The following is a 12153-nucleotide window of genomic DNA, read 5'->3' as shown; positions in this document are numbered from 1 at the left end:
CTCGGATCGTTCGTTGTGTCGCGTTCATGCGGCGCCCGTCAAGCACGCACGCTGCCCAGATGGCGATTCAGCCGACCTTCGACGCGTTTGAGCACGGTCGAAAGCACAGCCGTGATACCGACGTACACGATGCCGGCCAGTATCAGCGCGTCGGTCGTGTAGGTTTCGATGGAGATGCGTCGCGCGACACCGGTCAGGTCGAGCACGGTGATCGTGCTGGCGAGCGCAGTCGACTTCAGCTGCAGCACGATCTCGTTGCCGAGCGTCGGTGCGACAATGCCGATCGCGCGCGGGACGATCACGAACCAGGTGAGCATGAAGCGGCTCATCCCGAACGCGAGCGCGGCTTCCTTCTCGCCGGCGGGGACGCCGGCGATCCCGCCCCGGATGTCTTCCGCCATGTAAGCCGCGAGGTTGAGCGTCAGCGCGCACAACGCACACGAGAACGATCCGCCGACCAGCAGCCACAGAGGCGATGCACGCACGAAAGAGAACTGCGCAAGCCCGTAATACAGCACGAAAATCTGCACCAGCAGCGGCGTGCCGCGAAACACCGACATGAACAGGCGGCTCGGTGTCGACAGCCACCGGCACGCTGACGTACGCGCGACAGCCAACGGCACCGCGAGCGCGAACGCGAGCGTGCATGACAGCACCAGCAGCTCGAGCGTGATCCCTATGCCGCGCGCGACGTCCGGGCCGGACTGCACGATGAGGGAAAGAAAGTCGTTCATCACATGGCCCTCGTCAGGTGCGTTTTGCGTAACCGCGGCCCGCGATACGCTCGAGCCGCGCGAACACGGGGTTTGATGCGGCGAGAAAGCCGAAATAGACGATCCCGACCGTCACGTAGAAGACGAATGGCTGCTTGGTGAACTGCGCGGCGATGTTGGCCTTGCGCAACATGTCCTCGAGCCCGACGATGGATACCAGAGACGTGTCCTTCAGCAAGTTCTGCCACATGTTGTTCAGGCTCGGCAGGCAGATGCGCCACGCCTGCGGCAGACGCACGCACCACAGTGTCTGCAGGCGTGTCATCCCGTACGCGCGCGCGGCCTCGATCTGTCCGGCCGGCACCGCGATGAACGCGCCGCGGAACATCTCCGACGAGTAGGCGCCGAACACCACGGCGAGCGCGATCACGCCGGCGGAGAACGGGCTGATGACAAAGGCGCCATCGAATTGCGCGTTGAGCAGATGCGACAGCCCGAAGTAGCAGATCAGCAGGATCAGGAACTCGGGAATGCCGCGCAGGAAATTGGTCAGCGCATACGTCGCATGTCTGAGCCAGCCCATGCTCGACAATTTTGCCGATGCCCCGGCGATGCCGAGCAGCATGCCGACGCACAGCGCGGCGACTGCAAGCTCCAGCGTGACGAGCGCGCCGGCCGCGATCTGCGCGCCGTAGTTCACCAAGATGTCCATCGTGATATCGCTCCGTGTGAGGCCCGGATCGCGCAGGTCGCCGTCCGGCGACCGCGCGGTCCCGATGCGCGGTTATTGCGGCGCGATGCTGAACGGGAAATAGCGCTTGTTGGCGGCGGCGAATGTGCCGTCCGCCTGCACCTGCGCGATGCCCTTGTCGAACAGCGCCTTCAGCGGCGCGTCGCCCTTGCGTACTGCGATCGCCGTACCGTCGCCGAAGATCTCCGCATCGGCGATCGGCTTGCCGACGAAGTCGAAGCCTTCCTTCCTGCCGGCCTTCGTCAGCCAGTCGTACGCGACCGTGTTGTCGGCAATCACCGCGTCGACACGCCCCGCCTCGAGATCGAGCCACGCCTCGTCGAGCGTCTGATAGACCTTCACGTTGATCCCCGACTTGCTCGCCGGCAGGCGGCGGCGCAGATAGGATTCGTGCGTCGATGCCGTCTGAACGCCGATCGTCTTGCCACGCAGCGCGGCGGCGTTATCCGTGATACCCGAGCCCTGCTTCGCGACGAGCTGCACGGGCGCCGTCGTGAAAATGCGCGTGAAGTCCACCGACTGCTCACGCTCCGGCGTCTTCGACATTTGCGCGAGTACCGCATCGATCTGCTTCGCCTTGAGCGCCGGAATCAGCGCGTCGAAATCCATCGTCACCCACTGACACTTGACCTTCATCGTGTCGCACATCCTCTTGCCGATGTCGATCTCCATGCCCTGCAGCTTGCCGGACGCATCCTTGTATTCGAACGGCGCGTAATCGGCGAGCGTGCCGATCCGCACGACCTGCTCGGCATGCGCGCCCGATCCGAGCAGTGCCGCGCCCACGCACAGCGACTGAAGCAGCTTCTTCATGGTTTCCCCTCCGGTTGGCATTGAATCCGCATCAGATGATGCTGGACAGAAACTTCTGGAAACGCGGCGATTTCTGGCTCGCGAACACCTCATCGGGACTGCCGTCTTCCTCGATTCGTCCCTGATGGACGAACACGACGCGGTTCGCGACTTCGCGCGCAAATCCCATCTCGTGCGTGACGACGAGCATCGTGCGTCCCTCATCGGCCAGCGAGCGCATCACTTTCAACACTTCGCCGACGAGCTCGGGATCGAGCGCCGACGTCGGCTCGTCGAACAGCATCACGTCGGGATCGGTCGCGAGCGCCCGTGCAATCGCGACGCGCTGCTGCTGGCCGCCCGAAAGCTGGTTCGGATAGTGATCGCACTTGCCGGCGAGGCCGACCCGTTCGAGCATCGCGATCGCCTTGTCGCGTGCGTCGCGCTTCGGCACGCCGAGCACGCGCACCGGCACGAACATCACGTTCTGCAGCACGGTCATGTGGGCCCAGAGATTGAACTGCTGGAACACCATCGCGAGCTTGCGGCGCACGCGCATCACCTGCTGCGCATCGGCCGCGACGAGCGCGCCGTCGCGGCTTGCCCGCTTCAGCGCGAGCGTTTCGCCGGCCACGCAGATCCGGCCACGGTCGGGCATTTCCAGCAAGTTGATGCACCTGAGGAACGTACTTTTGCCCGACCCGCTGCTGCCGAGGATCGACACGACCTCGTGATTCTTCGCGGTCAGCGAGATGCCCTTCAGCACCTCGACACCGCCGAACGACTTGTGAATATCCTCGACCACCAGCGCGTCCGCCGCCGGCTTGCATGCAGGAATTGCTGCTGGCATCCTCGACTCCTTCCTCGATACGTTGCTCACACTGCTCCGGTTCGCGCCGCGCCGGCGCGCCAGGCGCCGGCGCTTGCGCATCAGCTCGACAGCCGCCGGTTGCGCCTGAAGCAGACCACCTTCGGCTGCGTCATTTCCGTCATCGCGAACCGAACGCCTTCGCGGCCCAGCGACCCATGCTTGAATCCACCGAACGGCATGCCGTCGAAGCGGTAATCAGACGAATCGTTGATCATCACGCCGCCCGCCTGCAGGCGCTCGGCCGCGCCGAGCGCCACCTCCAGGCGGCTGGTGAACACGCCTGCATGCAGGCAGCTCTCTGACGCGTTGGCCGCGTCGAGCGCCTGCTGCAGGTCGGTGAATTTCTCGATCGTCACGACCGGCGCAAATACCTCATCGGTCCATACACGCGCGTCGTGCGGCACATCCGCGAGCACCGTCGGTTCATACAGCGCCCCGCGCCGCCGATGGCCGCTCAGCACGGTCGCACCGCCCGAGACTGCTGCGTCGACCCAGCGTTCGATACGGATCGCCTGCTCCTCGCCGATCATCGGCCCCATGTCGGTCGCATTGTCCAGTGGATCGCCGACGACCATCCTGCCGGTCAGTTCGACGAAATACCGGACGAACGGCTCGTACGCGGCCTCGGCGACGAAGATCCGCTGCGTGCCGATGCAGTTCTGACCGGCCGCCCAGTACGCGCCCGACACGCAGGATTCGGCGGCATCCTTCAGGTCGCAGTCGGCCATGACGATCACCGGCGCATTTCCGCCCAGGTCCATCGCGACCTTCTTGAGTCCCGCATCGCGCGTGATGGCTTCGCCGGTCTGCGGGCCGCCGGTAAAGGTCACCATCCGGATCCGCCGGTCGCGCACCAGAGCGGACGCGATATCCGCGCCGCCATGCACGATCTGCAGCGCGTCGCGCGGCGCACCGGCTTCCCACATGACCTCGACGAGCGCCTGTGCGGACAGCGGCGCGAGCAACGAGGGCTTCAGGATGACCGCATTGCCGGTTGCGATCGCCGGGCCGAGCTTGTGCGCGACCAGGTTCAGTGGATCGTTGTACGGCGTGATCGCGAGAATCACTCCCAGCGGCTCCAGTGTGTAGTAGCCGCTGCGATCCTCGGAGCCCGGATACCCGTCGAACGGGATCGTCTCGCCGGTGAGTCGTTTCGCTTCCTCGCCTGACAGGCGCAGCGTGTTCACGCAGCGCGCGACTTCCTTGCGGGCCTGCCGCAGCGGCTTGCCCGCTTCGAGCGCGATCGTGCGTGCAAATTTCTCCGCTTGCGCCTCCACGCTCACGGCTGCGCGAAACAGGATGTCGGCCCGGCGGCTGCGTGGCATGGACGCGGCTGCACGCGCGCCTTCAAGCGCGCGCTCGACGAGGACCGGCGCCGCATCGGCACGCGACAGGCGAACCTGGCCGACGATCGAGCCGTCATACGGCGACCGAACATCGGCTACGCCGGCTCCCGTGCAGTCGGTCATCACCGCATCGCGCGCGCTCATGCGGCCACCTCGTGCGAGGCTGCGCCAATCCTGTCCGCCAGCTCGATCAGGTCGGAGAGGATCGCAAACGCCGTTTCCTCGCGCCCCGCACCGGGCCCGCTGATCGTCACCCCGCCGAGCACGTCGGTGTCGAACGTGATCGCGTTCGTCACGCCGCTCGCGGCAAGCAACGGATGGCCGGCCGGCAGCTTGCGCGGTTCGACGCTCGCGGTGACGGTGCCGTCCGGATGGCGGATGGCCGATCCGATCAACCGCCAGGACATGCGCTCCGCCGCCGCTGCGCGCACGTCGTGCTCGGTCAGCTCGACGATGCCGCGGCACCTCACGTCGCCACGCTTGAGGCCGGCATTCCACAGCGCGTTCGCCAGAATGACGACCTTCAGCTGTACGTCCGAACCGTTGACGTCGGCCGCCGGGTTCGCCTCCGCATAGCCGCGCTGCTGCGCATCCCGGATCGCCGCATCGAAGCTCGCGCCGGCCTCGACCTCACCGAGCACGAAATTCGACGTGCCGTTCAGGATGCCGGCGAAGCCGTTGATGTCGCAGCCGCGCAGCGCCGTCGCGAGCTGCCGCAGCACCGGCGTGCCGCTCATCACCGTGCCCTCGTACATCACGCAAGCACCCGATTGCGCGGCGATCCGCGCCAGTGCCGGCTGTGCGAGCGCGATCGGCCCCTTGTTGGTCGTGATCACGTGCTTGCCGCATTCGAGCGCGGTACGGCAATGCGACAGCGCCGGCTCACCGGTGTTCGGGTCAGTGAAGGTCGCCTCGATGACGACATCCACGTGTTCCGATGCAATAGCCTTCAGCACGGCACCGAGACTGACATCCGGCGACACCAGCGTGCCGGGATCGCGGCGCAGTGCCTCGGCGTCGACGCCCCGCCGAGCGGTTTCGTCGAGGACGTCCAGCGCGATGCCGCGGGGATTCGTCGCGATCCCGAGCCGCAGGTCGGCGACCATCGTCACCGACACGTCGAGTCCCGTCGCACACAGCATCGCGCGTTTCTTCTTGAGCAGTTCGACCAGTCCCTGATTGACTCCGCCGAAACCGACCAGTGCCAGTTTGAGTTCCATCTCGATCATCTCCTGTTCATTGACTACAGGACATAGATTAGTTATGCGAATCGATCATCAAATTAGACTTTTTGACCAATTCAGGTGCTCACCCGTTGCGGTTTGTCACGCGGGACGGGCGGATCGACCGTCGCCGCGCGAACCGCCCGCGTCAGGCGGCAGACGGATCGTCGTCGCTGTCCTTGTCGACCGGCACGAACATCCCGACCTTGACCGCGCTCAGCACGACATTCGTGTTGATCCGCCGGATCATCGGATTGCTCTGCATGATCCGCGCGGACAGCCGGTCGTACGCCTCGACGTCGGGTGCGGTGATGATCGCGATCAGGTCGACGGAGCCGGTCACGTAGTAGATCTGCTGGATTTCGTCATGCGCCTTCGACCACTCGCGGAACCTGGCGACCGTCTCGTAGTTTTCGCGTTCGATCTCGATCGCGGCGATGAATGTCATGGGTCGGCCGACCGCCGCGCGATCGACCACCGCGATTTCCGCAGAAATGATCTTTTCGGTGCGCATGCGCTTCAGCCGCTTCTGCACGGCCGACGTGGACAGACCGATCCGTTCGGCAATGGCATCCGCAGTCGCGGTGCAATCGCGTTGGACGATAGTCAGGATCTTGCGGTCGAAGGTGTCGAGTGCGTCGGTCATGGCGTGGCCTGCCGGAGAACGGGTGCTTGCGTCAAAGATAGAAAGGTCGGACCGATCTGAGCCCGACCAGATGCCGGACGCGGTCGAACGCGGTGACGAGCGTTTCGCGCCACTGCGCCACTGGCCCGCGGATGCATACGGGTGCGAAATGGATCGTATCCACACCTGCGGGAATACGGAACGGTCGCTCGATGCCATCGTCCGATTCGGTCACGAGTGCAGTGCCGTCGACTTCTGTCAGGCTCATCAACAGATGAGCGGGTGCAGTCGCACCAAGCAGGTCGCGCAGAGGCGACGCGTTCGCGGACAACTGCTCGAGCAGCGGCAGTTCGTACGCGCCGGGCCACCAGGTGTCGTGCTCGTCCAGCCACGGGCCGACGCCCGGCATTCCGACCATCTCGAGTATCCGGTCCGCGCCGAGATGCGCATAGGCTCGACACCGACCGGTCCCGTCGGTCGAAGAACGCGCCAGCCAACCGCCGGCGCTCGCGACAGGGTCCGTCAACACGACGTTCGCAGGCTTCAATCGACCGAGCATTCCAGCCGCGCTTGCAGCGGATCGGTGCCCTTCGCAGGACCTCTGCGCGTGATCCGGGACGATCCGGCACACCCACTTGGGCCCATCCTGCAAGGCGGCGGGGACGTCGCCGGCCCGGACTTGAGCGGTTCGCCTGCGGGCGTGTTCAACGATGACGATTGGCGTGTCCGGCATACAACGCGCTCGTGCTTGCGGGGCCGCGTCGCAGCGATGCTGGCGCGCTTCGTGGATTGGCTGACGATGTTGGGGCTGGAGAAATCATATCGTCTCGATGCGACCAAAAAAATCTCAACCGCATGGAAAATCGACGAAAAACGTCGAAAAACACTACTCTCCGGACGTTTCGCATCCAATCAGACGCCGGCCGGTCCGGCGTCTATCGCGAACGCCGAAGCCGCAGGTCAATGCGAAGCACCGAACAATCGAATCACGACACCACGCAGCCATCGATTGCCGGCCTCATGGTGATAGCGCGCATGCCAATGCTGCCGGACCGCGAAGCCTTCGACCGGGATCGGGCACGCATGAACCGCCAGGTCGCTCGCCTGAGCCAGTGTCTGGCCGATATGACGGGGGAGCGTCGTGATCAGGTCGGTCGTCTGGACGATCGCACCCAATCCCAGGAAACCCGGCAGCTCCAGCACGACGTCTCGCTCGATGCGCGCCTGCCGCAGCGCCTGCTCGAGGAGTTGCGCGCCCGTTCCCGCCGTAATGGCGACATGGCCTTCGGAACGATACTGCTTCGCCCCGAGGCGACCGCGAATCCTCGGGTGATGCCGGTTGGCCAGGCAGACCCAGTCCTGGTCGTACAGCTTCTGCTGATAAATGCCGCCGCCCAGCCACGGCACATAGCCGATCGCGAGGTCGGCTTCGCCGGATTCGAGCGCGCGCTCCGTATTGCCGTCGATCCGCGCGGCTTCCAGCCGGACGCCGGGCGCCTGCGCCCGGACATGGGCCAGCAGCCGCGGCAGCAGCGTGATGTGGCTCGCGTCGGTCATGCAGATGCGAAAGCGTCGCTGGGCCGTCGCGGGATCGAACGCGATCTCCCACGCCGTGAAGCGCCGCAGGGATTCGAGAATTTCCCGGCATGGGCCGATCAGCGCGTCGGCTTGCGGCGTCGGCGCCATGCCGCCGGGCGTCCGGATGAAGAGCGGATCGTGCAGGTGTTCCCGCAGGTGCCCGAGCCAGATGCTGACCGTCGGCTGGCTCTGGCCCAGTTGCTCGGCGACGCGCGTGACGCTGCGCACGTCGTACAGGAGATCGAAAAGCTGAAGCAGCTTCAGGTCGGGCAGGTCGGCAGGCATCGCAGCGTTATTGTCCATGGCAATGACGTCATTGTATCCATTGCATTGTCGGCATGAGCGGCGACTCCTATCGTGAGGCCATACGTCAAGGAGACACCATTGAAAATCGCGATTCTGGGAGCGGGCGCACTGGGCTGTGCGATCGGCGCCACCCTCACCCAAGGCGGCCACGAGACCTGGCTGATCGACCGCTCGCCCGCGCATGTCGATGCGATGCGCGGTAACGGCCTGCGCGTCGACGACGCTCGTGGCACCCGGTACGTCCCCGTTCACGCGACGACCCGGGTCGCCGATGTCGGCGTAGCCGACCTGGTGGTGGTGCTGGTCAAGTCGTTCCAGACCGACGCGGCCATCCGCGGCGCCCGGTCGCTGGTGGGGCCGGATACCGCCGTGCTGTCGCTGCAGAACGGCCTCGGGCACGAGGACATCCTGATCGACGCCGTCGGCCGAGAGCGCGTCCTCGCGGGCAAGACCTACGTCGGCGGCGTGCTGCGCGGCGCGGGTCATATCGAATCCGGCGTGATCGGCAAGACCACCTACATCGGCGAACTCGACGGCCGCATCACGCCGCGCGTGCAGGCGATCGCCGACGCGTTCAATACCGCCGGCCTGGCCACGACGATCAGCGACAACATCGTCGGCACGATGTGGGACAAGCTGCTGGTCAATGTCGCGACCGGCGCGCTGACGGGCCTGACCGGGCTCACCTACGGGCAGCTTTACGAGGAACCGCTGCTGAAGGCGACATCGCTCGCGGCCGTGGCCGAGGCGATCGCGGCAGCGCAGGCGGCCGGCGTGAAGCTGTCGATGACCGATCCCGAACAGGCCTGGACGTTGGCCGCCGAGGGGCTGCCCGCGACCTTCAGGACGTCGATGCTGCAAAGCCTGGAGAAGGGCTCGATCACCGAGATCGACTTCATCAACGGTTCGGTCGTGCGCTGGGGGCAGCGCTACGGCGTGCCGACCCCGGTGAATGCCACGCTCGTCGCCTGCATCAAGGGGCTGGAACGCGCGATGGCCGATCGCCAACGGCAGGAGGCCGCCGCATGAATGCCACGAAAGCCTACCTCGAACACGTCGCGATCTGGGTCAAGGACATCCGCTGGCACATCCGTTTCTTCGAGGACGTGCTCGGCATGACCCTGCGCGAAGCGGACGGCCCGCTCGACGCGCCGCGGCAGTACTGGACGCTCGGCGGCCTGCAGTTCATCCACGCGCCGGAACACGATGGCCCGGAAGGCCGGCTCGCGCATCTCGGCGTGATGTGCGAAGACCTGGAGGCCGCGCTGGCCGCGGCCCAACGATTCGGCGTGACGGAGATGCCGCAAGGGCGCAACTGGCTTCGCCTGCCCGACGGGCTCGCCGTCGAACTGATCCAGGCCCGGCCGGCTTCCTGCGTCGCGCAGGCGCTGGCGATCAACCCGCGCGCGGAGGCATGACCATGACGATCGTCGAAAAATACTGGGACGACGCCCGCGAGGGCGACACGTGCACGAGCCCGACTTATCTCGTGACCAAGGCACGCATTCTCGCGTATGCCGACCTCACCGGCGACCACACGCCCGTCCACGTGGACGAGGCATACGCGAACGCCAGCCATTTCGGCTGCCTCGTCGCGCACGGGCTGTTCGGCCTGTCCATCGCCGACGGCCTGAAGACCCAGAGCGACTACCGCTTCCTGCCGGGCATGTCGCTCGGCTGGAACTGGGATTTCCTGCTGCCGATCAAGGTCGGCGACGTGCTGCACGTGACGTTCCGCGTCGGTTCGATGCGGGCCAGCAAGAGCCGCCCGGACTGGGGCATCGTCGTGCTGCCGTCGGAACTGATCAATCAGGACGGCCAGGTCGTTCAACGCGGCGAACATCGCCTGATGGTGCCGCGCCGCCCGGAGGCACTGTGATGCAGGCTCGCCCGCTCGAAGGCATTCGCGTCGTCGACTACAGCCATTTCCTTGCCGGCCCGTATGTCGGGCGCTGTCTCGCGGCGCTCGGCGCCGAAGTCATCAAGGTCGAGCGCCCCGGCTCGGGCGACGCCGGACGCCAGCACGCGACCGTGCTCGACGACCAGCAAAGCGGCTACTTCCTGCAGCTCAACATGGGCAAGCGCGGCGTGAGCGTCAACATGAAGGACGCGCGCGGCAAGGCGTTCATGCAGCGGCTGTGCGATTCGGCCGACGTGTTCATCGAGAACTATCGGCCGGGCGCGCTGGACAAGCTCGGGCTCGGCTACGAAGCACTGTCGGCGCGCAATCCGGGCCTCGTCTACTGCTCGATCTCGGCGTACGGTCACACCGGCCCCGACGCGCATCGCGCGGGCTTCGGGCTGATCGCCGAAGCGAAGAGCGGGATCATGCAGATGGTCGGCACGCCGGGCGAGCGGCCGCCGCTGCTGCGCATTTCGCTCGGCGACATGTACACCGGCATTCATGCGGTCGCCGCGATCAACGCCGCGCTGCTGGGGCGCGTGAAGAGCGGCCGCGGGCAACACATCGACATGGCGTTGTACGACACGCTGGTATCGATGCACGAATACGCGGTGCAGTGCTACACGCTGAAAGGCGTGCTGCCCGAGCAGACCGGGCACGACATGCCGACCTCGACGCTCTACGGCGTGTTCCGCGCCGCGGACGGCGACCTCGTGATCGCCGCGCAGGTCGACGACGCGTGGAAACGCTTCGCCGAGCTGATCGCGACGCACGGCGGCCCGGCCGGCTTCGGCGCCGACACACGGTTTCACGACAGCACCGGCCGCAACGCGCACCGCGCGGAGATTCTGTCGGTGGTCGAGCCGTGGGTGGCCGCGCGTTCCGTCGCATCGGTACTGGACCTGCTGGACGGCATCGACGTGCCCTGCGCGAAGGTGCAGCGCATCGACGAGGTGTTGAACGATCCGCAGATCCAGGCACGAGGCATGGTCGTCGAGCAGCAGCATCCGCGCTACGGGACGCTGCGCCTGCCCAACCTGCCGTTCCGGTTTTCCGATTGCGATACGACGATTCGCGACGTCGCACCCGATCTCGGGCAGCACAATGCGGACGTCGCGCGTTCCCTCGGGTTCGATCCGGCCGAAATCGACGCGATGCAGGCCGACGGCGTTCTCTATTCGAAAGCGAGCCAATGATGACCGACCAATACGCGGTGATCGGCAATCCGATCGGGCACACGAAATCCCCGTTGATTCACGGTCTCTTCGCGCAAGAAACGCGGCAGGACATCCGCTATACGGCGATCGAGGGGCCCGTCGAGCCGCCAGGCGCTTTCGCTGCCGCGGTTCGTGCGTTTTTCGAGGGCGGCGGCAAGGGCGTCAACGTCACCGCGCCGTTCAAGCTCGACGCGTTCGCGATGTCGGACGAACGCAGCGAGCGCGCGCAGCTCGCGGGCGCGGCCAACGCGCTCAAGTTCGACGGCGGCCGCATCCTGGCGGACAACTTCGACGGCATCGGGCTGGTGCGCGACATCGAGGCGAACCTCGATCTGCCGATGGCCGGCAAGCGCGTATTGGTGCTCGGTGCCGGCGGCGCGGCACGCGGCGCGCTGTTGCCGTTCCTCGAAGCGGGACCGGCCGAACTGGTCATCGCGAATCGCGACGTCGACAAGGCGCGCGCGCTGGCCGCGCAGGTTGCCGGACGCGGCCCGCTGGTCGCCTGCGGCTACGCGGACCTCGCACGGATGGGGCGTTTCGACCTGGTCGTCAACGCGACGTCGGCCAGCCTGACCGGCGACCTGCCGCCGGTCCCGCCGAGCGTGTTCAGTCCGGCCGGCACGGCCTACGAACTGGCCTACGGCAAGCGTCTGACGCCGTTTCTGCGGCTCGCGAAGAACGCAGGCGTACACGGGATCGCGGATGGCGTCGGCATGCTGGTCGAGCAGGCGGCCGAAGCGTTCGCGTGGTGGCGCGGCATCCGCCCCGAGACCAGTTCGGTGATCGATCGGCTGGCCGTGCCCTTCGATTGAACACGCGACGGAGATT

Annotated in this window: 14 protein-coding genes; 5 read left to right on the top strand and 9 right to left on the bottom strand. The window is 66.1% G+C overall.

What is annotated here, in order from left to right:
* Nucleotides 1-38: 38 nt before the first annotated feature.
* From WT26_RS27255 to WT26_RS27215, 9 genes are all read right to left on the bottom strand, one after another.
* The gene (locus WT26_RS27255; protein WP_080485746.1) at nt 39-734 is read right to left on the bottom strand and encodes an ABC transporter permease; all 696 of its coding nucleotides are present in this window, start codon (nt 732-734) and stop codon (nt 39-41) included.
* Nucleotides 735-747: 13 nt separating this feature from the next.
* Nucleotides 748-1425, bottom strand: coding sequence for an ABC transporter permease (locus tag WT26_RS27250; RefSeq protein ID WP_059884897.1), 678 nt, complete (start codon nt 1423-1425; stop codon nt 748-750).
* A gap of 72 nt (nt 1426-1497) precedes the next feature.
* On the bottom strand, nt 1498-2277 hold the full coding sequence (locus tag WT26_RS27245) for a transporter substrate-binding domain-containing protein (RefSeq protein WP_045564997.1): 780 nt from the start codon (nt 2275-2277) through the stop codon (nt 1498-1500).
* 31 nt (nt 2278-2308) lie between these two features.
* Entirely contained in the window at nt 2309-3106 is a 798-nt protein-coding gene (locus WT26_RS27240) for an ABC transporter ATP-binding protein (RefSeq protein ID WP_059714304.1), read from the bottom strand.
* Between the two features lie 80 nt (nt 3107-3186).
* Nucleotides 3187-4617, bottom strand: a complete 1431-nt coding sequence (locus WT26_RS27235; protein WP_069274379.1) for an aldehyde dehydrogenase family protein — start codon at nt 4615-4617, stop codon at nt 3187-3189.
* On the bottom strand, nt 4614-5693 hold the full coding sequence (locus tag WT26_RS27230; protein ID WP_059954905.1) for a homoserine dehydrogenase: 1080 nt from the start codon (nt 5691-5693) through the stop codon (nt 4614-4616). Before WT26_RS27230 ends, WT26_RS27235 begins: the two co-directional genes overlap by 4 nt.
* A 151-nt stretch (nt 5694-5844) precedes the next feature.
* Nucleotides 5845-6342, bottom strand: a complete 498-nt coding sequence (locus WT26_RS27225) for an Lrp/AsnC family transcriptional regulator (RefSeq protein ID WP_042587934.1) — start codon at nt 6340-6342, stop codon at nt 5845-5847.
* 31 nt (nt 6343-6373) lie between these two features.
* Nucleotides 6374-7054: a hypothetical protein gene (locus tag WT26_RS27220; protein WP_059640343.1), complete on the bottom strand. Its 681-nt coding sequence runs from the start codon at nt 7052-7054 to the stop codon at nt 6374-6376.
* Between the two features lie 227 nt (nt 7055-7281).
* On the bottom strand, nt 7282-8202 hold the full coding sequence (locus WT26_RS27215; protein WP_069274378.1) for a LysR family transcriptional regulator: 921 nt from the start codon (nt 8200-8202) through the stop codon (nt 7282-7284).
* 81 nt (nt 8203-8283) lie between these two features.
* On the opposite strand from WT26_RS27215, the gene WT26_RS27210 reads away from it, so the two are divergent.
* From WT26_RS27210 to aroE, 5 genes are read left to right on the top strand one after another with little or no spacing between them, the layout of a single operon-like run.
* Nucleotides 8284-9234, top strand: a complete 951-nt coding sequence (locus WT26_RS27210; RefSeq protein WP_059727429.1) for a ketopantoate reductase family protein — start codon at nt 8284-8286, stop codon at nt 9232-9234.
* Entirely contained in the window at nt 9231-9623 is a 393-nt protein-coding gene (locus WT26_RS27205; RefSeq protein WP_059727428.1) for a VOC family protein, read from the top strand. The genes WT26_RS27210 and WT26_RS27205 overlap by 4 nt, the downstream gene beginning before the upstream one ends.
* A 2-nt stretch (nt 9624-9625) precedes the next feature.
* Nucleotides 9626-10084 (top strand): MaoC family dehydratase, encoded by a 459-nt coding sequence (locus WT26_RS27200; RefSeq protein ID WP_059524040.1) that lies wholly within the window; start codon nt 9626-9628, stop codon nt 10082-10084.
* Nucleotides 10084-11304, top strand: a complete 1221-nt coding sequence (locus WT26_RS27195; RefSeq protein WP_069274377.1) for a CaiB/BaiF CoA transferase family protein — start codon at nt 10084-10086, stop codon at nt 11302-11304. Before WT26_RS27200 ends, WT26_RS27195 begins: the two co-directional genes overlap by 1 nt.
* Nucleotides 11304-12137: a shikimate dehydrogenase gene (gene aroE / locus WT26_RS27190; RefSeq protein ID WP_059666805.1), complete on the top strand. Its 834-nt coding sequence runs from the start codon at nt 11304-11306 to the stop codon at nt 12135-12137. Before WT26_RS27195 ends, aroE begins: the two co-directional genes overlap by 1 nt.
* Nucleotides 12138-12153: the final 16 nt, after the last annotated feature.

The sequence above is a fragment of the Burkholderia cepacia genome, assembly GCF_001718835.1.
GTDB classification, from domain to species: domain Bacteria; phylum Pseudomonadota; class Gammaproteobacteria; order Burkholderiales; family Burkholderiaceae; genus Burkholderia; species Burkholderia cepacia_F.
Note: the sequence above shows the minus strand (reverse complement) of the source record. Positions and strands in the feature narration are given on the sequence as shown.

Bases quoted from the DNA above. Each gene is read 5' to 3' on its own strand.
- WT26_RS27255 (WP_080485746.1), bottom strand. From the start codon at position 734: ATGAACGACTTTCTTTCCCTCATCGTGCAGTCCGGCCCGGACGTCGCG.
- WT26_RS27250 (WP_059884897.1), bottom strand. From the start codon at position 1,425: ATGGACATCTTGGTGAACTACGGCGCGCAGATCGCGGCCGGCGCGCTC.
- WT26_RS27245 (WP_045564997.1), bottom strand. From the start codon at position 2,277: ATGAAGAAGCTGCTTCAGTCGCTGTGCGTGGGCGCGGCACTGCTCGGA.
- WT26_RS27240 (WP_059714304.1), bottom strand. From the start codon at position 3,106: ATGCCAGCAGCAATTCCTGCATGCAAGCCGGCGGCGGACGCGCTGGTG.
- WT26_RS27235 (WP_069274379.1), bottom strand. From the start codon at position 4,617: ATGAGCGCGCGCGATGCGGTGATGACCGACTGCACGGGAGCCGGCGTA.
- WT26_RS27230 (WP_059954905.1), bottom strand. From the start codon at position 5,693: ATGGAACTCAAACTGGCACTGGTCGGTTTCGGCGGAGTCAATCAGGGA.
- WT26_RS27225 (WP_042587934.1), bottom strand. From the start codon at position 6,342: ATGACCGACGCACTCGACACCTTCGACCGCAAGATCCTGACTATCGTC.
- WT26_RS27220 (WP_059640343.1), bottom strand. From the start codon at position 7,054: ATGCCGGACACGCCAATCGTCATCGTTGAACACGCCCGCAGGCGAACC.
- WT26_RS27215 (WP_069274378.1), bottom strand. From the start codon at position 8,202: ATGGACAATAACGCTGCGATGCCTGCCGACCTGCCCGACCTGAAGCTG.
- WT26_RS27205 (WP_059727428.1), top strand. From the start codon at position 9,231: ATGAATGCCACGAAAGCCTACCTCGAACACGTCGCGATCTGGGTCAAG.
- WT26_RS27200 (WP_059524040.1), top strand. From the start codon at position 9,626: ATGACGATCGTCGAAAAATACTGGGACGACGCCCGCGAGGGCGACACG.
- WT26_RS27195 (WP_069274377.1), top strand. From the start codon at position 10,084: ATGCAGGCTCGCCCGCTCGAAGGCATTCGCGTCGTCGACTACAGCCAT.
- aroE (WP_059666805.1), top strand. From the start codon at position 11,304: ATGACCGACCAATACGCGGTGATCGGCAATCCGATCGGGCACACGAAA.